We start from the raw sequence: 20,931 nt of genomic DNA, 5'->3' as shown, positions 1-20,931 counted from the left end.
GAGATCAACGCGGCGGGGGCAGGAACAGGCCCACCAGCTCCACGTGCTGGGTCATCGGGAACAGATCGAAGCCGCGCAGCGCGGCCAGCCGCCACCCCGCCTCGGCGAACGTGCGCACGTCCCGGGCGAAGGCCGCCGGGTCGCAGGCCACGTAGGCGACGGCGCGCGGCCCGGCGGCCACCACACCGCGGACCACCGGGGCGCCCGCGCCGGAGCGCGGCGGGTCGAGCACCACCAGGTCGACCGGGCCGGTGATCCGGCGCCGGGCCAGCGCGGTCTCCACCCGCGCGGCGACCACCTCGACGCCGCGCAGGCCGGCCAGGTTCTCCCGGGCCGCGGCCACCCCGTCCGGCGCCGACTCGACGAGCGTCACCCGGGCCCCGTCGACCCGTTCCGCGAGCGCGGCGGCGAACAGGCCGGCCCCGCCGTACAGGTCCCAGGCCGTCTGCCCCGGCCGCGGGTCGAGCAGGTCGAGGACCGCGCCGGTCAGCGCGTCCGCCGAAGCCGGGTGCACCTGCCAGAACCCGGAGGCGGGCAGCGTGAAGGACCGCCCGGCCGCCGTCTCCCGGACCCGCCCCGGCCCGCTGACTGCCGTCGGAACCCCATCGGTGTACGCGACAACGGCGACGTCCCCGCCGGTGCTGGCGACCGTCTCCACCGCGTCGGCGTCCGGCCAGCGGGCGCCGGTGGGCGTGAGCACCGGCAGTTCCTGGATCGCCGGGTGCGCGATCAGGCACCTGTCGATCGGCACCACCTCGTGCGAGCGGTGCTTGAGCAGCCCGGCCCGGCCGGCCGCGTCGACCGCGTAGCGGACCCGGGAACGCCAGCCCAGCGGCCCGCCGGGCAGCGCCTCGATGCGTACGCCGAGCGCGTCCACCTGCTCCGCGGTGAGGCCGCCCAGCCGGGTGAGCTGCTCGCGCACCACAGCGAGCTTCCAGTCGAGCTGGGCGGCCGGGGAGACGTGCTGGAGGTCGCAGCCGCCGCACCGGCCCAGCCGGGCGTACGGGCACGGCGGGGTGACCCGGTCCGGCGAGGCGGTGAGAATCTCCACCGCGTCGGCGCGGGCGAAGCCCCGGTGCAGTTCGGTCACCTCGGCCACCACCCGCTCGCCGGGTAGCGCGTGCCGGACGAAGACCACCTGCCCGCCGACCCGGGCCACGCAGTGCCCGCCCGGCGCGACCGCGTCGACTGTCAGCTCGACCCGCTCGGCCTCCTCCAGCCCCGGCCGGTCCACCGGCGCCGGACCGGGCCGCCCGGCCGGCGACGCAAGACCCGGCCGGTGCACCGGCGCCGGACCGGGCCGCCCGGCCGACGACGCAAGACCCGGCCGGTGCACCGGCGCCGGACCGGGCCGCCCGGCCGGCAACGAGGGACCGGGACGCTCCGTCGCGCTCACGAGCGCTCCTCCCGATCGGCGGAGGGCGTGGACGCCACCGGCGGCGGCAGGGTGCTCTGCGGCGCCACCCGGGGGCCACGCGCGGGGCCCCGGCTGAGCGTGGCGTCCAGCCGGTCCAGGTTCTTGCCGGCGGTGGACGCGAGCTGCCAGGGCACGCTGGTCACCATCACGCCCGGCTCGAACAGCAGCCGCCCCTTGAGCCGCAGCGCGCTCTGGTTGTGCAGCAGGTTCTCCCACCAGCGCCCCACCACGTACTCGGGAATGAAGACGGTGACCACGTCGCGCGGCGACTCACGGCGCACCGACGCGACGAAGTTGAGGATCGGGCGGGTGATCTCCCGGTACGGGGAGTCGATCACGGTGAGCGGCACCGGCAGCTCGCGGCGCTCCCAGTCGGCCTGGAGATCGCGGGTGTCCTGCTCGTCCACGTTCACGGTGACCGCGGTGAGCGTGTCCGGCCGGGTGGCCCGGGCGTACGCGACGGCCCGCAGCGTCGGCTTGTGCAGCTTGCTCACCAGCACGATGGCGTGGTTGCGGGCGGGCAGCACGCCCCGCTGCTCGGTCGGCTCCAACTCCTCGGCGATCCGGTCGTAGTGCCGGCGGATGCCGAGCATCACCACGTACATCACCGCCATCGCGACGATCGCGATCCAGGCGCCGAGCAGGAACTTGGTGGCCAGCACGATGATCAGCACCACGCCGGTCATGATCATGCCGAACGTGTTGATCGCCCGGGAACGGAGCATGCGGCGGCGCGCCTCCGGGTCGCGCTCGCGGCGCAGGTGCCGGTTCCAGTGCCGGATCATGCCGGCCTGGGAGAGCGTGAACGAGACGAACACCCCGACGATGTAGAGCTGGATGAGCTTGGTCACCTCGGCCTGGAAACCGATGATCAGCACGATCGCGAAGACGGCCAGGAAGAGGATGCCGTTGGAGAACGCGAGCCGGTCGCCGCGGGTGTGCAGCTGGCGGGGCAGATAGCGGTCCTGCGCGAGGATCGAGCCGAGCACCGGGAAGCCGTTGAAGGCGGTGTTGGCGGCCAGGAAAAGGATCAGCGCGGTCATCCCGGCGACCACGTAGAGCAGCACCGAGCCGCCGCCGAACACGGTCTCGCCGAGCTGGGTGGTGACGGTCTTCTGCACGTACCCGGCCGGGCCGGAGACGATCTGCGACTGCGGGTCCTCGACGAACTGGAGGCCGGTGAGGCGGGCCAGCCAGATGATGCCGACGAGCATGGCCACCGCGATGCCGCCGAGCAACAGCAGCGTGGTCGCCGCGTTCTTCGACTTCGGGCTCTTGAACGCCGGTACGCCGTTGGAGATCGCCTCCACGCCGGTGAGCGCGGCACAGCCGGAGGAGAACGTGCGCAGCAGCAGGAACACGAGCGCGAACCCGGTCACGCTGTGCTCGGCGTGGATCTCCAGGTCGGCGCTCGGCGCGCGCAGGTCGTCGCCGAACACGAAGATCCGGATCAGCCCGGTCAGCAGCATGCCGCCGACGACGATCACGAAGCCGTACGTGGGGATGGCGAAGGCGGTGCCCGACTCGCGCAGGCCGCGCAGGTTGATCGCGGTGAGCAGCACCACCGCGCTGACCGCGATGAGCACCTTGTGGGTGGCCACGAACGGCACCACCGAGCCGAGGTTGGCCACGCCGGAGGAGACCGAGACGGCGACTGTGAGCACGTAGTCGACGAGCAGCGCGCTCGCCACCGCGAGGCCCGCCTTGGGACCGAGGTTGACGGTCGCCACCTCGTAGTCGCCGCCGCCGGAGGGGTAGGCGCGCACGTTCTGCCGGTAGCTCGCCACCACCGTCAGCATGACCACGACGACCGCGAGCGCGACCCACGGCGAGAAGAAGAACGCCGAGGCGCCGGCGATGGACAGCGTCAGGAGGATCTCGTCCGGCGCGTACGCCACGCTGGAGAGCGCGTCCGAGGCGAAGACCGGCAGCGCGATGCGCTTCGGCAGCAGGGTGTGCTGGAGGCGGTCGGACCGGAACGGTCGACCGAGAAGGAGTCGCTTCAGCAGCGAGGTGGGTCGGGCCACAACCGCCAAGCGTACGACCACCGGGTCCGGGGCGCGGGGGTGGTCGATCCGTCCCGCGTGCGGCCGCGCGGTACGGTTCGGTCCCCCGTCCGGCAGGGGGACGTGGCAGGCTCGCAGACGACGGGTCGGCGGGCGGCGCCGTGGGAGGAGCGGACACCGTGCATGTGGTGATCATGGGCTGCGGGCGGGTCGGGTCGACCCTGGCGCACAGCCTGGAGTCGCGTGGACACTCGGTGGCGGTGATCGACCAGGACGCGGACGCGTTCCGCCGTCTCGGGCCCGACTTCGCCGGCATCACCGTCACCGGTGCGGGTTTCGACGGCGAGGTGCTGCGTCAGGCCGGCATCGAACGGGCCGACGCGTTCGCGGCGGTGTCCAGCGGCGACAACTCCAACATCATCTCGGCCCGGCTGGCCCGGGAGACGTTCGGCGTGTCCCGGGTCGCGGCCCGCATCTACGACCAGCGCCGCGCCCAGGTCTACGAGCGGCTCGGCATCCCCACCGTGGCGACCGTCCGCTGGACCGCCGACCGGATGCTGCGCCACCTCGTCCCCGAGGGCAACGTGGAGATCTTCCGCGACCCGACGAGCACCGTCTCGATCATCGAGGCGCCGGTGCACAAGGACTGGATCGGCCGGCCGCTGCGGCAGCTGGAGCAGGCCGTCGGCGCCCGGGTGGCCTACCTGAACCGGTTCGGGATCGGCACGCTGCCCACCGCCTCCACTGTGATCCAGGAGGGCGACCAGGTCTACATGCTGGTGACCGACGACATCAACGGCCCGGTCACGTCGGCGGCGGCGGCGCCGCCGGAAGGGGGGCACTGAGCCATGCGGATCGCCATCGCCGGCGCCGGCAACGTGGGCCGCTCGATCGCCCAGGAGCTGATCGACAACGGCCACCAGGTGATGCTGATCGAGCGGCAGCCGAAGATGCTGCGGCCCGACCGGGTGCCGGCCGCGGACTGGGTGCTCGCCGACGCGTGCGAGCTGGCCAGCCTGGAGGAGGCCGGGCTGGCCGCGTGCGACGTGGTGGTGGCCGCCACCGGCGACGACAAGGTCAACCTGGTGGTGTCGCTGCTGGCCAAGACCGAGTTCGCGGTGCCCCGCGTGGTGGCCCGGGTCAACCGGGCGGAGAACGAGTGGCTGTTCACCGAGCAGTGGGGCGTGGACGTCGCGGTAAGCAAGCCGCGGGTGATGGCGGCGCTGGTCGAGGAGGCGGTCACCGTCGGCGACCTGGTCCGGCTGATGACGTTCCGGCAGGGCGAGGCGAACCTGGTCGAGATCACGCTGCCGCCGACAGCGCCCTACGTGGGGCAGGCGATCCACGCGGTGCCGATCCCGCGTGACGCGGCGCTGGTGGCGATCGTGCGCGGCAAGCGGGTGCTGGTGCCCACCCCGGACGACCCGATCGAGGCCGGCGACGAGCTGGTGTTCGTCTGCACCGCAGCGGTGGAGGACGACGTGCGCGCGGTGATCCTCGGCCCGCCCAGCGCGGACCGGCACCGGGACCGCGCCTGAGGCGGTGGCGTCAGGAGCCTGGTAGCGGGGTGGGCGCGGTCTCCCGGGTGACCCGGCGCACCACCCACACCGTGATCAGCAGCAGCAGCGCGTACGGCGGGTAGCCCAGGGCGAGCCGGGCCACGCCGAGCGCGGTGTCCTGGTGGGCCAGGTAGAGCCCGGCCTGCACGCCCACCTTGGCCAGCCACACCACGCCCCACAGCACGGTGAGCTGGGTGAAGGTGCGTACCAGCTTGGGGTCGTCGCGCCACTCGGAGCGGCCCTTGGCCACCAGCACCGACCAGATCCAGCCGACCAGCGGCTGCCGGATCGCGGCCGACAGCAGTAGCGCCAGGCCGTACCCGATGCCGTAGAGGATGCCCGGCAGGTAGAAGTCGCGCTCGTCGCCGGTGCGCAGCGCCAGCAGCGCGCCGATGCCGACGCCGAACAGCCCGTTGACCGCGTGCCGCACCGGCTTGCGCTGGGCCAGCCGCAGCCCGGCGATCAGCAGCGCCACCGCCACCGAGGCGTACACGGCGGGGCGCAGCTCGCCGATCACGTTGGCGATCACGAAGACCACCACCGGGATGCTCGACTCGACCAGCCCGCGCCATCCGCCGAGCTGGTCGGCCATCTGCTCGGCGAGGCTGGGCAGCCGCTCCTCGTCCTGCGGGCCGAGACCCGACGGGGTGTGCTGCTGTCCGGTCGTCACTTCGGCGACTCCAGCTCGTAGTACGGGTTGTAGATCACCTTGCGGTCGTCGCGCACCGCCACCCGGCCGCGCGCGGTCAGGTGCCGGCCCGGCTCGATCCCGGCGATGTGCCGGCGGCCCAGCCAGACCAGCGTCACCACGTCGGTGCCGTCGTAGAGGTCGGCTTCCAGAGTGGGCAGGTTCGTGCGGGGCGTGTAGACGACGGTGCGCAGCCGCCCGGCCACCGACACCACCTGGCCCCTGTTGCACTGGTGGGCGGGCGTGCCGCCGGACTCGGCGCTCTCCCGGCGCAGCTCCTGCGCCTCGATCTCGGCCTCGCTCGCGGTGAGCCGGTGCAGGAGCCGCCGCAGCGACCCCCGGCTCTCGTCGGTCGTCATGACCTCCGCGTCACCCTCTCCACAGCGGGGCCCCGCGGGCGGCGGAACCGTCCCGCCAGCGTACGCGCAGTGGCCGCCCGACGGGAGCGGCGTGGCGCGTACCGCCGGCCGGGACCGGACACGCCGCGGGCCCGGCGCCGGTACGACGCCGGGCCCGGGCACGTGTGGATCAGACCTCCTGCGAGTCCGCGGCCTGCTGCTCGGCGACCTCGCGGGGCAGCCGCAGCGGCAGCGGCTCGCGCACCGGCTTGGCCTCCTGGCCGCGGTCGACGACCAGGCCGTCCAGGCAGGCCGCGAGCGGGCCGGCCGCGGCCGGGTCGGTGGCGGCCGTGCCCTGGAAGACGCCGCGCACCATCCAGCGCGGGCCGTCGATGCCGACGAACCGCAGGTCGGTCGGCCCGTCCGGGGTACGCACCCGGGCGCGCAGCTCGGGCCCGTGCTCCCCCTCGACCTCCTGGGCGGTCGCGCCGTCGCCGACGAGCGACTGGCGGATCTCCTCGCGCACCTCGTCCCAGATGCCCTCGGACCGGGGCGCGGCGAAGACCCCGAGCTGGAGCGCGTTCTGCCCGTGCACCAGCACGACCTGCTGGATCACGCCCTGCGGGTCGGCCTGCACCCGCACCTCGACGTCCGGCACCGCCGGGATCCGCAGGCTGCCCAGGTCGAGGCGAGGCGCCTCCGGGGCCTCGCTGACGTCGTACGGGCCGCGGTCCGGCGCCGACGGGGTCTCCTCGGCGTCGAGGACCCCATTGTCACGCGCCTCGTCGGCCCGCTTCCGGGAGAAGATCACTGCGCCCACCCTCCGCTGTTCACACTCACCCTGCCACCTCTTCGCTCTGCCCGCCGGACGGCGCCGGGACCAGCCCGGCGTGCCCGCCGGTGGACCCGTGCCCGCCCGTGCCACGCCGGGACTCGGGCAGCTCGGCCACCGGCCGGAACTCGGCCCGGGCGACCCGCTGGACCACGAGCTGCGCGATGCGGTCACCCCGGCTGATCTTGGCCGGCGTGTCCCGATCGTGGTTGATCAGGTTGACCAGGATCTCACCCCGGTAGCCGGCGTCGACCGTACCGGGCGCGTTGAGCACCGTCACGCCGAGTCTGGCCGCGAGTCCGGATCGGGGGTGCACCAGCCCGACGTAGCCGTCCGGCAGCGCCACCGCCACGCCCGTGGGCACCAGGGCCCGGCCGCCGGGGGGCAGCTCGACGTCCGCGGCGGCCACCAGGTCCGCACCGGCGTCGCCGGGATGGGCGTACGCCGGCAGTGGCAGCTCCGGGTCGAGCAGCCGCACGGGCACGGGTACGACGTCTGTCACGGTCATCCTCTTCCGTCCGGTCCTGCGGGGTGCCCCTGCCATCCTGCCGGTTGCCGGGCCGCCCGCGCGCCGTACCCTCGTCCGTGTGCGTCAGTCGTCATCTCCGGCCGCCCCGACCGCCACCGCCGCGTCGTACGCGGAGCGCCTCGGGCTGCCCTGGTGGGCCTGGCCGGCCGGGCTGGCCGCGGCCGTCCTGCTCGCGGTCGAGCTGTGGATGGGCGCGACCGGGGTGCGCGCCTGGCTGCCGTTCGTGCTGCTGATCCCCGCCGCGGTGGCCGCACTGTGGTGGCTGGGCCGGATCCGGGTCGAGGTGCGTGACGGCGAACTGCGGGTCGACGACGCCCACCTGCCGGTGCGGTACGTCGCGGACGTGGTGCCGCTGGACGCGGCCGGTCGGCGCGAGGTGCTCGGCGTCGGCTCCGACCCGCTCGCCTTCGTGGTGCAGCGGCCGTGGATCGGCGGCGCGGTGCAGGTGGTGCTGGACGACCCGGCCGACCCGACGCCGTTCTGGGTGGTCAGCACGCGCCGCCCGGTCGAGCTGGCGATCGCCCTGCTGGCCGCCCGCGACGCGGCCTGACCGCCCGCCGCGGCCCGGCTCGCCCGCCGCGACCCGGCCCGCCGCGACCCGGCCCGCCGCGACCCGGCCCGGCGCGGGACCGGTCAGGACGGCGCCTCCGGCAGGGCACGCGCGGTACGCCGCAGGTCCTTGCGCAGTTGCTCGCCGAGCGCGCGGGTGGCCCGGCGGTTGAGGTAGCCGGCCACGGCGGCGCCGGTCAGGAACGGCCCGAGCGTGGTGAGGTTGCGCCCGAAGCGGCGCATCAGGCTGTCCCGTAGTTCCCGGCGGGCGGCGGTGCCGAGCACCGCGCTCACCCCGACGCCCGGCATCATCGGGTTGACCCCCCGCTGGGTGGCCCAGGACTGCACGAGCGTGACGGCACGGCCGGTGCCACCGGGCGGCAGCGGCACCCGGTGGACCTCGTGCAGCTCCCCGATCAGCTTCAGCTCGATCGCCACCACGGCCACCGTCTCGGCGGCCAGCAGGACGGGAGCGGACAGCAGGGTGGGCGTGACCGCCCACTCGACGGCGGCGACCCCGCCGCCCGCGGCGCCGACTCCGGCGGTGGCGCGGGACGCGTTGCGGACCAGCCGGTCGGCGAGCGCCTCGTCGTCCAGGCCGGGAAAGTGCCGCCGCAGCGTGGCGAGGTCGCGGATCGGCACGTGCGGGGCGACCTCGGCGACCGTGTCGGTCATCCAGCGCACCGCCGCGCGGGGCTTGAACAGGTCGGTGATCCCGCGGGCGCGGGCCTGCCCGACCAGCCGGGTCAGCAGTTGCCGCCGGCGGGCGGGCGCGATGTCGTCGGCGGTCAGGGCGGCGACGGTGGCGCCCAGGTCCTCGGTGTCCGGGCCGTCCGGGCCGGGTACGTCCGGGCCGGGCGTGTCCGGGCCGGGTTGTTCGCTGCGCTCGCTCACCCGTCCGCCCTCCTGCTCCGCGCGGCGTGGCAGCCGCCCGTACGAGTCAAGCAGCTCCCGGCCACGCGCGCACGGCGGCGGCTCGAACAGCGGCGGCCCCGTCGAGGAGGCCGCCGCTGGTGTCCCCGGCCGGGATCAGACGCACTCGCGGCAGATCAGGTCGCCGTTGCGCTCGACCGCCAGCTGGCTGCGGTGGTGGACCAGGAAGCAGCGGGCGCACCGGAACTCGTCCTGCTGCATCGGGAGGACCTTGACCGTGAGCTCCTCGTCGGCCAGATCGGCGCCGGGCAGCTCGAAGCTCTCGGCCACCTCGGCCTCGTCGACGTCCACGGCGCCCGACTGTGAGTCGACCCGCCGGGCCTTGAGCTCTTCCAGGCTGTCCTCGCCGAGGTCGACCTCGTCGCGACGCGGGGCGTCGTAGTCGGTGGCCATCGGTTTCACTCTCCAATATCGATATTGTCGCTGCCGGTTGTAACGCCGGACGACGCCGTTTCGGTTCCCCTGACCGGCCACCATCTCTGTCGGGCACCCGACCCGACGAACGGTGGGCCGGGCGCGCCGGTGTGAAACGCCCCCGGTGAGCGCGGAACCTTACCCCCCTGCGGGCGAGGCATGTATACCGCCCTCGCGGGAGAGATGTACGCCTCTGCGCCCGAAGTTGTTCCCAATGTGACTCAGGCGACACGAAGATAGGGGTAGTCCTACCGGTTCACCGCGTGGCGCGCCGGTATGTCGGACTGTTTCCACGCCTGAGCCGGACAAGCGTTAACCTCAGCGGCGTACTGGACGGCCGACCGGTCGCGGCCCGACCGCGTCGCCCGCCACCACCCAATCACTGTCCGGGGAGCGCCCAGGATGAGTTTTGCGCGAGTGCGGGCACTCGTTGTCGTCGGACTGCTGGCGGCTGTCGCCCTGGTCGTCGTGGTCGTCGCCGTGCTGAAGGACAGTCAGGGCACAGCCGGTACGGCGGCCGCCTGCCCGGACGGCTGGCCGCTCGTCGACCTGCGCCTGCGGGAGCAGAAGGACGTCAAGATCAACGTCTACAACGCCACCGACGAGGCCGGCCGCGCCGGCAGCGTCGCGGACGACTTCCGTAACCGCAAGTTCCAGGTCAAGAAGGTCGGCAACGAGAAGAAGGCGTTCGACGGCGTGGCCCAGTTGCGGTTCGGGCCCAAGGCCGTGGGCTCGGCGCACCTGCTGCGCGCGTACTTCCTGAACGAGGCCAACCAGGCCTTCGACGCGAACCGCAAGGACGACGTGGTCGACGTGGTCCTGGGCAACCAGTTCCAGCAGCTCGCCACCACCACCGAGGTCAACCAGTCGCTCGGCGACCTGGGCGCGCCGCAGGCGCCGCCCGAGACCTGCCCGATGCCGATCGAGAAGTAGGCGACGGGCGCAACGACGGCACAGGGCGGTCTCCCCGGGGGAGGCCGCCCTGTCGCGTGTCCGGCGCCGTCACGGCCCGCCCGAGGCGTCCAGGTCGGCCAGCCGGTCGTGCAGCGGCCCGTGCAGCGCCGGCGGCGCGGCGAGCACCAGGTCCGGGCCGGCCGGGCGGCCGGACAGGCCGGTCACCAGCAGCCCGGCCTCCCGGGCGACCAGCCCGCCCGCGGCCAGGTCCCAGTCGGCCAGACCCTTCTCGTAGTACGCGTCCACCCGCCCCTCGGCGGCCAGGCAGAGGTCGAGCGCGGCGGCGCCCATCCGGCGGATGTCCCGGATGTGCGGGATCAGCTCGGTCACCACCCGCGCCTGGTGGACCCGGCGGTCGGCGTCGTAGCCGAACCCGGTGGCGACGAGCGCCTGCCCGAGGTCGGTGGCGGTGGAGCCGTGCAGCCGCTGCCCGTCACGCCAGGCGCCGCCGCCGAGCGTCGCGGTCCACTCCTCGCCGGTGACGATGTTGCGGACCACGCCGGCGACCACCTCACCGGCCACCTCGGCGGCCAGCGAGACGGCGCAGTACGGCAGCCCGTACAGGTAGTTCACGGTTCCGTCGATCGGGTCGAGGATCCAGCGCACGCCGTCGGGGTCGGCCGGGCCGGTCTCGCCCGCGCCGTACTCCTCGCCCAGCACCGCGTCGCCGGGCCGGCGCTGCCGCAGCGCGGCGACCACCTGCCGCTCCACCGCCCGGTCGGCGGCGGTGACCACGTCGGTCACCGTGCTCTTGGTCGCGGCCACCGAGACGCCCTCGACCCGCATCCGGTACGCGGTGGCGGCGGCCTCCCGGGCCACGTCGACAGCGATCGTGAGCAACTCCCGCGCCGTGGGCGTCGAGGTGATCATGTCTCTCCCCTTCCGGCACGATCGGGACCGGCCGTCTCGTGCGCGGGTATCATCCTTACAAAGTCCACATCTGCGCCGAATCTGCGGTCCCGACCGCAGGTCCGCCGTGCGGCGCGGGATGATCGCGGCAGACGGCGTTACAATTCACCCTGCCCACGCGCCACGGACCGCCAGCGACCGGACGGGCCGGGACACGGGGGTCCTCAACGACTCGCCCGGCGCGGCCGTCCCATGCTGCGCCGGACGACCCGGCCGTGCTCGCTCTTTCGCCTCCGGAAGGTCTTCGTGACAGATCCCCGCCAGACCGGCGCCGACGTTCGCTCGCTCACCGACACCCTGATCGCCCACGCGCAGAGCGCCGGCGGCCAGCTCACGTCGGCCCAGCTCGCGCGCACCGTCGAGTCCGCTGAGGTGACCCCGGCCCAGGCCAAGAAGATCCTCCGCGCGCTCTCCGAGGCGGGCGTGACGGTGGTGGTGGACGGCTCGGCGAGCACCCGCCGACGCGTCGCCGCCGCCCGGTCCGCCACCCCGGCCTCCCGCGCGACCACGGCCAAGACCACCAAGAAGGCCGCCGCGCCCGCCCCGAAGCAGGCGTCCGCCGCCGAGGAGTCGCCCGCCCCGGCCCCCCGGAAGGCGACCGCGCGCAAGGCCACCACCGCCGACGTGGCGAAGGCCGCGGCCCCGGCGAAGGCCACCAAGGCGACCCGCGCCACCAAGGCCACCGTGGCGGCGAAGACCGCCGCGGCCAAGCCGGCCAAGGCCGGCGGCAAGGCCGAGGGCGCCGACGGTGAGATCGACCCGGAGGAGCTGGCTGCCGAGATCGAGGACGTGGTGGTCGAGGAGCCGGCCGAGCTGACCCAGGCCGCCGAGGCCGACGCGGCCAGCTCCGCCACCGACAACGACTTCGAGTGGGACGACGAGGAGTCCGAGGCGCTGAAGCAGGCGCGCCGGGACGCCGAGCTGACCGCCTCCGCCGACTCCGTGCGGGCGTACCTGAAGCAGATCGGCAAGGTGCCGCTGCTCAACGCCGAGCAGGAGGTCGAGCTGGCCAAGCGGATCGAGGCCGGCCTCTACGCCGCCGAGCGGCTGCGCGCCGCCGACGAGGGCGAGGAGAAGCTGGTCCGCGACCTCCAGCGCGACCTGATGTGGATCTCCCGGGACGGCGAGCGCGCCAAGAACCACCTGCTGGAGGCCAACCTCCGCCTGGTGGTCTCGCTGGCCAAGCGCTACACCGGTCGCGGCATGGCCTTCCTCGACCTCATCCAGGAGGGCAACCTCGGCCTCATCCGCGCGGTCGAGAAGTTCGACTACACCAAGGGCTACAAGTTCTCCACCTACGCCACCTGGTGGATCCGCCAGGCCATCACCCGCGCCATGGCCGACCAGGCCCGCACCATCCGCATCCCGGTGCACATGGTCGAGGTGATCAACAAGCTCGGCCGCATCCAGCGCGAGCTGCTCCAGGACCTGGGCCGCGAGCCCACCCCGGAGGAGCTGGCCAAGGAGATGGACATCACACCGGAGAAGGTGCTGGAGATCCAGCAGTACGCCCGGGAGCCCATCTCGCTCGATCAGACCATCGGCGACGAGGGCGACAGCCAGCTCGGCGACTTCATCGAGGACTCCGAGGCGGTCGTCGCGGTCGACGCGGTGTCGTTCTCGCTGCTGCAGGACCAGCTCCAGCAGGTCCTGCAGACGTTGTCCGAGCGTGAGGCGGGCGTGGTGCGCCTGCGTTTCGGCCTCACCGACGGCCAGCCGCGCACTCTGGACGAGATCGGCCAGGTGTACGGCGTGACCCGGGAACGCATCCGGCAGATCGAATCCAAGACCATGTCCAAGTTGCGGCACCCCTCGCGTTCCCAGGTGCTCCGCGACTACCTGGACTGACCGCGCACGTCAACAAATCGTGCCGGTTTGATCACCAGCCGTAGAACACTCTTTGGTGATCGTTCGGTTGCCTGTTTGTGATCGTTGACGTGGCACCCTTGGTGCACGGCACACTGTCCTCCACGCCAGGTGTGACCTCGGTCCCCCGCGGGCACACAGGGAAGGCAGGGCCCGAGATGGGTGTTGCACGATAGGTGAGCAACCGAAGAGAGTGTTCATCGGTGACGACCAGAGGAGGAAGGCGATGACCCCGACCCTCACGCCGCCGCCCGAGACGGTGAGCCCCCCGGCCGCCGATGAACGGTGCGACCGCTGCAATGCTGCCGGCAAGCTCCGGATCACTCTGGCGGGTGGGAGTGAGCTGGTGTTCTGTGGGCACCACGCGAACAAGTACGCGGAGGATCTCGTGAAGATCACCGTGCGCTACGCGTCGGACCCGGAGTTCAGCTGGCGTGGCGCCGATCTGATGGCGAACTGAGGTCCGACAAGAACGTCCACAGCACGACATAACCGGCCGGAGGCACCCACACGGGTCGCCTCCGGCCGGTTTTTCGTGCCGGTGCCACGGTGCGCGCGACGGTGTTAAGAAGGGGCCCCTGCACTACCGCAGGCGTTAAGAAGGGGCCCTTCCTTACAGGGTCTGCACGGTGGCGATGCGCTCCTCCAGCTGCTCGATCGTGGCCTGCGCGCTGGGCGGGCCGCCGCAGAGCCGGCGCAGCTCGGCGTGGATCTTGCCGTGCGGCTGGCCGGTGTGGTGGTGCCGGGCGGCCACCAGGGCGTTCAGCTGCCGCCGTAGCGCCACCCGGCGCTGGGCGGCACTCATCGGTGGGGGCGCCGCCGCCGGGGCCGCAGCGGCCGGCTCAGCGGTCCGCTGGGCGGCCCGGCGCTTCTGCGCGGCGAGTTGCTCGGCCTGCCGCTTGGTCAGCAGCAGCGAGACCTGGTCGGCGGTGAGCAGACCGGGCAGACCGAGGTATTCCTCCTCCTCCGGCGTGCCGGCCTGGGCGGCGGTGCCGAACGACGCGCCGTCGAAGATCACCTGGTCCAGCTCGGCGGTCGCGGAGAGCGCGGCGAAGCGCTTCTCCAGCTCCCCGCTGGCGCCGTCGTCGCGCTGGGCGCGCTCCAGCAGTTCGTCGTCGAAGCCCTCGCGGTCCTTCGGCTTGCCGAGCACGTGGTCCCGCTCGGCCTCCATCTCGCTGGCCAGCCCGAGCAGGTGCGGCACGCTGGGCAGGAACACCGACGCGGTCTCGCCGGAACGGCGGGCCCGGACGAACCGGCCGATCGCCTGCGCGAAGTACAGCGGGGTGCTGGCACTGGTCGCGTACACGCCGACTGCCAGCCGGGGGATGTCGACGCCCTCGGACACCATCCGCACCGCGACCAGCCACCGTTGCTGCGAGGCGGCGAACGTCGCGATCCGTGCGGACGCGCCCTGGTCGTCGGAGAGCACCACCGCGGCCTTCTCACCGGTCACCTGCTCCAGCAGCTTCGCGTACGAGCGGGCCACCTGCTGGTCGCTGGCGATGACCAGGCCGCCCGCGTCGGGCATGCCGTTGGCGCGCAGCACGCTCAGCCGGGCGTCGGCGGCGCGCAGCACCTGCGGCATCCAGTCGCCGGCCGGGTCCAGCGCGGTACGCCACGCCTGGGCGATCAGGTCCTGCGTCATCGGCTCGCCGAGGCGGGCGGCCAGCTCCTCGCCGGCGTTCGTGCGCCACCGGGTCTCCCCCGAGTACGCCAGGAACAGCACCGGCCGGACCACGCCCTCGCGCAGCGCGTCGGAGTAGCCGTAGACCGAGTCGGCGCGGGAACGCAGCAGCCCGTCGCCGCCGCGCTCGTAGCTGACGAACGGGATCGGGTTGTCGTCGGAGCGGAACGGCGTACCGGTGAGCATCAGCCGGCGTACCGCGGGCTCGAACGCCGCCTTGACGCCGTCGCCCCAGGTACGCGAGTCGCCCGCGTGGTGGATCTCGTCGAGGATGACGAGCGTGCGGCGGGTCATGGTGCGCCGCCGGTGCACCTGCGGCGCCATACCGACCTGGGCGTAGGTGACCACGGCGCCGTGGAAGTCGGCGGCGGAGTGCAGGTCGGCGTTGCGGAACGCGGCGTCGAGCTGGATGCCGACCCAGGCGGCGGCCTGCGCCCACTGGGTTTTCAGGTGCTCGGTCGGCGCGACCACGGTGACCGCCTCGACGGTGCCGTCGGCGAGCAGCTCGGCGGCGATCCGCAGCGCGAACGTGGTCTTACCGGCGCCCGGCGTGGCGACCGCTGTGAAGTCCTCGGTCCGGCGGCGCAGGTACTCCACCAGCGCCTTGCGTTGCCAGGCGCGCAGGGGCGGGAACGTGTCGAGCGCCGGCATCCGCGGTGGCACGCGTAGCTCCTCTCCGCCGCGGACGGCGGCGGGCCCGACCGGGGCCACGGGAGCCGCCGCCCATGAAAACGCCCTCGCGCATCCGTGCCGCGAAGGCCGGCTCAGCATAACCAGCGCGGGCCGTACGCCCCACTCGACGCCACGCCTGTCACATCCGCCCGCCCCCGCGTGGATCGGGTCGGCGCAGTGGTCCCCGGGTGCCGGTGCGCGGCGGCCGCAGCATCGCCACCGGGGCGGACCAGCGGCGGCGCAGCGCGATCAGGCGCAGCCCGAACACGAGCAGCGCGGCGCCGGTGAGCGGCACGGTGGTGGCCTGTCCGCACGCCGACAGCACCGCCACCGCGATCGAGCCGGCGAGCGCCGCGAGCGCGTAGATCTCCCGGCGCAGCACCACCGGGATCTCGCCGGTGAGCAGGTCACGGCCGAGCCCGCCGCCGATCGCGGTGAGCATGCCGATCATGCAGGCGCCGACCGCCGGCACGGCGGCGTCGAGGGCCTTGAGGGTGCCGGTGACCGTGAACAGGCCGAGACCCGCCGCGTCCAGCACCAGCACGGTGGTGCGCAGCCGGGCGAGCTGGGGGTGCAGCCAGAACACGGCCGCGGCGACGACGGCCGCGGTGGCGGCGTAGCGCCAGTCGGCGAACGCCAGCGGGGGCACCTCGTCGATGGCCAGGTCGCGGAAGATGCCGCCGCCGAGCGCGGCGACCACGCCGACGAAGACCACCCCGAACAGGTCGAGCCGTTTCGCCACCGCCGCGGAGGCGCCGGAGGCGGCGAAGACCGCCACGCCGGTGAGGTCGGCGAGCAGGAGGGCGGTGGAGGTGGTCACCGCCGCAGGCTACGTGCAGGGGCGGCGGAGCCGCCCGGGATCACTCGGCGTACGAGTCGTAGATCTCCTTGCACTTCGGGCACACCGGCGAGCCCGGCTTGGCCGCCTTGGTGACCGGGAACGTCTCGCCGCAGAGCGCGACCACGTAGGTGCCCATGACGGCACTCTCGGCGATCTTCTCCTTGCGGACGTAGTGGAACATCTCCGGACCAGTGTCCGCGTCCTTCAGCTCGGGACGCTCGAGAACCTCTGTGCTCACGACTACACCTCCGGCGTTCCAGTTTTGCAGGTCGCTCCGCCCCGGTCCACCTGGGCCCCGGCCGGAAGCGGCCCGTACGGTAACCGACGTGACCAACTTTCACATCAGTCTCGGTAGTGAGGTGGCCGACGCCCTGCGGGACGGCCGCCCGGTCGTGGCGTTGGAGAGCACCATCGTCTCGCACGGGCTGCCCCGGCCGGACAACCTGCGGGTGGCGCGCGAGATCGAGCAGGCGGTACGGGACGCGGGGGCGGTGCCGGCCACCATCGGCATGGTCGCCGGCGAGCTGCGGGTGGGGCTGGACGACGCCCAGCTCACCCGGCTCGCCACCGTCGACGGCGTGAGCAAGCTCTCGGTCCGCGACCTGGCCCCGGCGGCGGCGACAGGCGCGGACGGCGCGACCACAGTCGCGGCCACGAGCGCGGTCGCGGCGGCGGCCGGGATCGGCGTGTTCGCCACCGGCGGGCTCGGCGGCGTCCACCGGGAGGCGGCGCAGACGTTCGACGAGTCGGCCGACCTGGTCACGCTGGCCCGGACGCCGATCGCCGTGGTCTGCGCCGGGGTGAAGTCGATCCTCGACGTGGGCGCCACGCTGGAGCGCCTGGAGACGCTCGGGGTGGGCGTGGTCGGCTACCGCACCCGCCGCTTCCCCGGCTTCTACCTCACCGACGCGGGCTTCGACCTGGACTGGTCGGTCGATTCGCCGGAGCAGGTGGCGGACGTGCTGGCCGCCCGCGCGGCGCACGGCGTGCACCACGGCGGTCTGGTGGTGGCCAACCCGCTGCCCGCCGACGAGCAGCTCGACCCGGCACTGCACGACCGCACGCTCGCCGAGGGCCTGGCCGCGCTGGCCCGCGAGGGGATCACCGGCAAGGCGGTCACCCCGTTCCTGCTGTCGCACTTCCACTCCGCGACAGAGGGCGCCAGCCTGGCGGTGAACGTCCGGATCATCCTGCGCAACGCCGACCTCGCGGCCCGGATCGCGGTCGCCGCGGCGGTCCGCCGCACCGCCGGCACCCTTCCGGCATGACCGATCGCACCGAGCGCAGCGAGGGCCGTGAGGGCATGCCCGGCCGGTACCGCATGACCGATCGCACCGAGCGCAGCGAGGGCCGTGAGGGCATGCCCGGCCGGCACGGCATGACCGATCGCACCGAGCGCGGCGAGGGCCGTGAGGGCATGCCCGGCCGGTACCGCATGACCGATCGCACCGAGCGCGGCGAGGGCCGTGAGGGCATGCCGTACCGGCACAGCAGCGGGACGCCGCGGATAGTCGTCGTCGGCGACGTGATCACCGACGTGCTCGCGGTGCTGTCCGGGCCGCTCGCGACCGGCTCGGACACCGCGGCCGGGATCCGGTTCAGCGGCGGCGGCCAGGCGGCGAACACCGCGGCCTGGCTCGCCGGGCAGGGCGCGGCGGTGACGCTCGTCGCCGCCGTCGGCGACGACGAGACCGGCCGGGAGCGGGTGGCCGAGCTGACCCGGATCGGTGTCGACTGCGCGGTGGAGCGGCACGAGGGCTACCCGACCGGCACCGTCATCGTGCTCGCCCACGACGGGGAGCGCACGATGATCAGTCAGCGGGGCGCGAACCTGCGGCTGACCGCCGCGCACGTGGACGCGGCGCTGGCCACCGCGCCCGGCGCCGGGCATCTGCACCTGTCCGCGTACACCCTCTTGGACGTCGGGTCGCGCGGCGCCGGCCTGCGCGCGCTGGCCACCGCCCGCGAGCGCGGGCTGACAGTCAGCGTCGACGCGGCGTCCGCGGCGCCGCTGCGGCGCGTCGGCGGCGCGTTCCTGACCTGGGTACGCGACGTCGACCTGCTGCTGGTCAACACGGACGAGGCGACGGTGCTGGCCGGCGGGCTGGACCCGGCGGCGCAGGCGCGGGCGCTCACGGCTGTGGCGCACCGGGTGGTGGTCAAGCGCGGCGCGGCGGGCGCGGTGTGGGTGGAGCGCGGCGGTGTGGTGGAGTTCGCCCCTGCGCCCGGGGTGGACGTGGTGGACGTGACGGGTGCCGGGGACGCGTTCGCGGCCGGGCTGCTCACCGCGTGGATGGCCGGGGCCGATCCGCGTGCGGCGCTGGCCCGGGCCGGTGACCTGGGCGCGCTCGCCGTGACGACAGTGGGCGCCCGCCCGGCGCCCTGACGCCGGCGGCCGGTCCGGGTGGTGCTCCGCCCGGGCCGGTCAGGGCTCGGCGTCGATGATCTTATGCGGGGTCTCCTCGGCGGTCAGAGCCGTGGGCACGGGCTCCTCACGGCGCCGGTTCTGGAACCGGTTCGCCAGCCGGTGCTCCTCCTTGGGCGGCCGGTCGTTCGCCAGCAGCACCGCGAGCCAGGGCACGAGCACCATGCCGAGCGCGCACAGCGGCAGCCAGAGCCAGAGCAGCGGGGCCTTCGCGCCGACCAGGATCGCGCCGGCCACCAGACACGCGACCCGGATGGCCATCATCAGCACGTACCGCTTCTGCCGGCTGTTGAGCTGGTCGTCCTGGCTGCGCGGGGCGTCGGTGATCAGGATCGGCTGGTACGCCTGACGCTTCACCACGGACCTCCTACGAGGGGATAGGGCCCATCCTGTCACTCCGGACGGATGATCGGCGAAATTCGTGACAGCCGGTGCGTGTTACGTGCGTGGTACGCTTCGCCCGTGCCCAACCGGTTCAGCTTCACCGACGAGGCGCTGGCGAACCTGCGGATCTACGACGTCACACCGGGGGAAGTCTGGGAGGCCCTGCACAGCAAGCGCCGGGTCATCCGCCACCTCGGCGACGACGTGATGGTGGTCTACGCCACCGACCACCGGGGCCGGCGGCTCGCCGTGCTGCTGGCCGAGGCCGACGGCACCGACAACGACTGGGACATCCTCTCCGCCCGCGAACTGAGCGACGTCGAGGCCAAGCGCTACGACGAGGCGGTGCGGGACCCACGCCGACGAGGAGGCGGTCACGATGCACCGTGACGAGGCGACCAAGCGGTTCCACGCCGGAGGCGACGCGTTCGCCGACCTGATCGACGACACGTCACCGGCGCAGCTGCCCACTCCCGACACCGACGTGCCGATGGTCAGCCGGTCGGTCCGGCTCCCGCTGGAGACGTACGAGCGGGTCCGCGCCGCCGCCGACGCGCGCGGCATCGGGGTGACCACGCTGATGCGGCAGTGGATCGAGGCCGGTTTGGCCGACCTGGACGACTCGGCCACCGTCTCGCTGGCCGACGTACGCCGCGCGCTGGCGTCGCTGTCCCGCCCGACCGCCGCCTGACGGCTCACGCCTCCGGGCCGGCCTCGCCGAGCGTCTCCCGCCCGATCGGCGAGGCGGAGCGCTCCGGCGGCCGGTGCCGGGCCCGGCGCGCGTCGGCGGACGCGACGAGCGCCAGCACGAGGGCCACCGCGGCGAGCGCGAACATCGCCGGCACGGTCGCCAGCGCGGGCAGGAGCAGCACCAGGGCCAGCAGCCCGGCCAGCCGGGGGCGGGACACCCGGCCGAAGATCTCGTACTCGAAACGGGCGCGGGCGGCCAGGAACAGCGCCGGGCCGCCCACCACGAAGACCAGCCAGCTCGGCCGGGCGGTGTCGTACGGGTGGGCGATGACCAGCTCGTAACCGACAGCGGCGCTGAGCACCCCGAGCACCATGAACAGATGGGTCTGCGCCGCCGACTCGGCCAGCCGCCCCGGCGTGCCGGCCGTCCGCAGCGCCTCCGCGAGCAGGTGACCGGCCCGGTAGAAGTAGATCCGCCAGAGCAGGGCGGTGATCACGAACGAGATCGTGAACGCCACCGCCGCCTCGCCGGAGAACTCCTTCCCGCTGTACGTCACGCCGATCACCAGGATCGACTCGCCGAGCGCGATGAGGAAGATCTGCTGGTAGCGCTCGGCGAGGTGTTCCCCGGTGACGAGCCACTGCCGGATGCGCGACGCCCCGATCCACGGCAGCGGCCAGCCCAGGAACGTGCCGAGGCGGTCCACCGCCAGCGCGACGACCCACAGCGCCAGGCGGGGGCCGGGCATCAGCGCGCCGGCGAGCCACAGCGGGGCGCTGGCCCCCGCCCAGACGGCAAGCCGCAGCGGGACCAGACGCCGCGGGTGGCCGCGCAACGCCACCGCGATCACCAACGGCCGACCGGCCATCACCACCACGTACGCGAGCGCGAACGGCAGCGCCCGCTCCTCCAGTGCGCGGGGTAGCGTGACCCCCAGCACCAGGCTGCCGAACATGGTGCCGACCACCACCGCCTGGATGACGGTGCGCTCCGGCTCGTACCGGCTGGTGACCCAGGTGGTGATCGTCCAGACCTGCCAGAGCACCAGGAACAGCAGCAGGGTCCTGCCCACGTCGGCGGCCACCGCGCCGGCGGAGCCGTCGACGCCGTTGATCAGCCGCTGGGAGACCCGGGTCAGCGCGAACACGAAGACCAGGTCGAAGAAGAGCTCCAGGAACGTGGCCCGCCCCGGGCTGGAGGCGCTCCGCAGCAGCGCCCCGCCCCGCTGCTCGGTCATCGT

The 20,931-nt window shown here is 73.7% G+C and carries 24 protein-coding genes; 10 read left to right on the top strand and 14 right to left on the bottom strand.

Annotated elements, in window-relative coordinates; translation table 11 throughout:
- Window positions 1–4 precede the first annotated feature (4 nt).
- The gene (locus tag O7622_RS12405) at window positions 5–1,234 is read right to left on the bottom strand and encodes a TRAM domain-containing protein (RefSeq protein ID WP_282314122.1); all 1,230 of its coding nucleotides are present in this window, start codon (window positions 1,232–1,234) and stop codon (window positions 5–7) included.
- Between the two features lie 158 nt (window positions 1,235–1,392).
- Window positions 1,393–3,444, bottom strand: coding sequence for an APC family permease (locus O7622_RS12400; RefSeq protein ID WP_282313480.1), 2,052 nt, complete (start codon window positions 3,442–3,444; stop codon window positions 1,393–1,395).
- A gap of 158 nt (window positions 3,445–3,602) precedes the next feature.
- Between O7622_RS12400 and O7622_RS12395 the strand changes: the two genes are divergently transcribed.
- Window positions 3,603–4,268 (top strand): TrkA family potassium uptake protein, encoded by a 666-nt coding sequence (locus O7622_RS12395; RefSeq protein WP_282313479.1) that lies wholly within the window; start codon window positions 3,603–3,605, stop codon window positions 4,266–4,268.
- A gap of 3 nt (window positions 4,269–4,271) precedes the next feature.
- On the top strand, window positions 4,272–4,961 hold the full coding sequence (locus O7622_RS12390; RefSeq protein ID WP_282313478.1) for a TrkA family potassium uptake protein: 690 nt from the start codon (window positions 4,272–4,274) through the stop codon (window positions 4,959–4,961).
- A gap of 10 nt (window positions 4,962–4,971) precedes the next feature.
- Here O7622_RS12390 and O7622_RS12385 read toward each other — a convergent pair whose 3' ends face one another.
- The 4 genes from O7622_RS12385 to dut form a co-directional block, all read right to left on the bottom strand.
- Window positions 4,972–5,652, bottom strand: coding sequence for a DUF3159 domain-containing protein (locus O7622_RS12385; protein WP_194803002.1), 681 nt, complete (start codon window positions 5,650–5,652; stop codon window positions 4,972–4,974).
- Window positions 5,649–6,029 carry an OB-fold nucleic acid binding domain-containing protein gene (locus O7622_RS12380; protein ID WP_030502986.1) on the bottom strand — a complete coding sequence of 127 codons (381 nt, stop codon included), beginning with the start codon at window positions 6,027–6,029 and terminating at the stop codon, window positions 5,649–5,651. Before O7622_RS12380 ends, O7622_RS12385 begins: the two co-directional genes overlap by 4 nt.
- Before the next feature lie 169 nt (window positions 6,030–6,198).
- A complete protein-coding gene (locus tag O7622_RS12375; RefSeq protein WP_282313477.1) occupies window positions 6,199–6,819 on the bottom strand; it encodes a DUF3710 domain-containing protein in 621 nt (206 codons plus the stop codon).
- A gap of 25 nt (window positions 6,820–6,844) precedes the next feature.
- Window positions 6,845–7,342, bottom strand: coding sequence for a dUTP diphosphatase (gene dut, locus O7622_RS12370; protein WP_030274559.1), 498 nt, complete (start codon window positions 7,340–7,342; stop codon window positions 6,845–6,847).
- 85 nt (window positions 7,343–7,427) lie between these two features.
- Between dut and O7622_RS12365 the strand changes: the two genes are divergently transcribed.
- A complete protein-coding gene (locus tag O7622_RS12365; RefSeq protein ID WP_282313476.1) occupies window positions 7,428–7,919 on the top strand; it encodes a DUF3093 domain-containing protein in 492 nt (163 codons plus the stop codon).
- Window positions 7,920–8,002: 83 nt separating this feature from the next.
- On the opposite strand, the gene O7622_RS12360 is transcribed toward O7622_RS12365, so the two are convergent.
- Window positions 8,003–8,731: a hypothetical protein gene (locus tag O7622_RS12360; protein ID WP_282314121.1), complete on the bottom strand. Its 729-nt coding sequence runs from the start codon at window positions 8,729–8,731 to the stop codon at window positions 8,003–8,005.
- A 216-nt stretch (window positions 8,732–8,947) separates the two neighbouring features.
- A complete protein-coding gene (locus O7622_RS12355) occupies window positions 8,948–9,244 on the bottom strand; it encodes a DUF4193 domain-containing protein (RefSeq protein ID WP_013284790.1) in 297 nt (98 codons plus the stop codon).
- 438 nt (window positions 9,245–9,682) lie between these two features.
- Between O7622_RS12355 and O7622_RS12350 the strand changes: the two genes are divergently transcribed.
- Window positions 9,683–10,198, top strand: coding sequence for a LytR C-terminal domain-containing protein (locus tag O7622_RS12350; RefSeq protein ID WP_282314120.1), 516 nt, complete (start codon window positions 9,683–9,685; stop codon window positions 10,196–10,198).
- Window positions 10,199–10,267: 69 nt separating this feature from the next.
- Here the strand turns inward: O7622_RS12350 and O7622_RS12345 are convergent, their stop codons facing one another.
- Entirely contained in the window at window positions 10,268–11,089 is an 822-nt protein-coding gene (locus O7622_RS12345) for an inositol monophosphatase family protein (RefSeq protein WP_282313475.1), read from the bottom strand.
- A 285-nt stretch (window positions 11,090–11,374) separates the two neighbouring features.
- On the opposite strand from O7622_RS12345, the gene O7622_RS12340 reads away from it, so the two are divergent.
- Together O7622_RS12340 and O7622_RS12335 are read left to right on the top strand one after the other, a co-directional pair.
- Window positions 11,375–12,976 (top strand): RNA polymerase sigma factor, encoded by a 1,602-nt coding sequence (locus O7622_RS12340; RefSeq protein ID WP_282313474.1) that lies wholly within the window; start codon window positions 11,375–11,377, stop codon window positions 12,974–12,976.
- A gap of 244 nt (window positions 12,977–13,220) precedes the next feature.
- Window positions 13,221–13,454, top strand: coding sequence for a hypothetical protein (locus tag O7622_RS12335; RefSeq protein WP_013284786.1), 234 nt, complete (start codon window positions 13,221–13,223; stop codon window positions 13,452–13,454).
- Window positions 13,455–13,607: 153 nt separating this feature from the next.
- Here the strand turns inward: O7622_RS12335 and O7622_RS12330 are convergent, their stop codons facing one another.
- From O7622_RS12330 to O7622_RS12320, 3 genes are all read right to left on the bottom strand, one after another.
- Window positions 13,608–15,329: a DEAD/DEAH box helicase gene (locus O7622_RS12330; RefSeq protein ID WP_282314119.1), complete on the bottom strand. Its 1,722-nt coding sequence runs from the start codon at window positions 15,327–15,329 to the stop codon at window positions 13,608–13,610.
- A gap of 160 nt (window positions 15,330–15,489) precedes the next feature.
- Entirely contained in the window at window positions 15,490–16,170 is a 681-nt protein-coding gene (locus tag O7622_RS12325; protein WP_282313473.1) for a TRIC cation channel family protein, read from the bottom strand.
- Between the two features lie 40 nt (window positions 16,171–16,210).
- A complete protein-coding gene (locus O7622_RS12320) occupies window positions 16,211–16,429 on the bottom strand; it encodes a DUF3039 domain-containing protein (RefSeq protein WP_013284783.1) in 219 nt (72 codons plus the stop codon).
- Between the two features lie 88 nt (window positions 16,430–16,517).
- Here O7622_RS12320 and O7622_RS12315 point away from each other — a divergent pair, with 88 nt between their 5' ends.
- Window positions 16,518–17,459, top strand: coding sequence for a pseudouridine-5'-phosphate glycosidase (locus O7622_RS12315; RefSeq protein ID WP_282313472.1), 942 nt, complete (start codon window positions 16,518–16,520; stop codon window positions 17,457–17,459).
- A 206-nt stretch (window positions 17,460–17,665) separates the two neighbouring features.
- Window positions 17,666–18,577 (top strand): sugar kinase, encoded by a 912-nt coding sequence (locus O7622_RS12310; RefSeq protein WP_282314118.1) that lies wholly within the window; start codon window positions 17,666–17,668, stop codon window positions 18,575–18,577.
- A 39-nt stretch (window positions 18,578–18,616) separates the two neighbouring features.
- On the opposite strand, the gene O7622_RS12305 is transcribed toward O7622_RS12310, so the two are convergent.
- Window positions 18,617–18,973, bottom strand: coding sequence for a DUF3099 domain-containing protein (locus O7622_RS12305; RefSeq protein ID WP_282314117.1), 357 nt, complete (start codon window positions 18,971–18,973; stop codon window positions 18,617–18,619).
- 105 nt (window positions 18,974–19,078) lie between these two features.
- Between O7622_RS12305 and O7622_RS12300 the strand changes: the two genes are divergently transcribed.
- Both O7622_RS12300 and O7622_RS12295 read left to right on the top strand, forming a co-directional pair.
- On the top strand, window positions 19,079–19,390 hold the full coding sequence (locus tag O7622_RS12300) for a hypothetical protein (RefSeq protein ID WP_282313471.1): 312 nt from the start codon (window positions 19,079–19,081) through the stop codon (window positions 19,388–19,390).
- A complete protein-coding gene (locus tag O7622_RS12295) occupies window positions 19,380–19,691 on the top strand; it encodes a hypothetical protein (protein ID WP_013284778.1) in 312 nt (103 codons plus the stop codon). Before O7622_RS12300 ends, O7622_RS12295 begins: the two co-directional genes overlap by 11 nt.
- A 4-nt stretch (window positions 19,692–19,695) precedes the next feature.
- On the opposite strand, the gene O7622_RS12290 is transcribed toward O7622_RS12295, so the two are convergent.
- On the bottom strand, window positions 19,696–20,928 hold the full coding sequence (locus O7622_RS12290; protein WP_282313470.1) for a low temperature requirement protein A: 1,233 nt from the start codon (window positions 20,926–20,928) through the stop codon (window positions 19,696–19,698).
- Window positions 20,929–20,931: the final 3 nt, after the last annotated feature.

Origin of the sequence: Micromonospora sp. WMMD1076 (genome assembly GCF_029581475.1) — a bacterium.
In the GTDB taxonomy this organism is placed as follows: Bacteria; Actinomycetota; Actinomycetes; order Mycobacteriales; family Micromonosporaceae; genus Micromonospora; species Micromonospora aurantiaca.
Note: the sequence above shows the minus strand (reverse complement) of the source record. Positions and strands in the feature narration are given on the sequence as shown.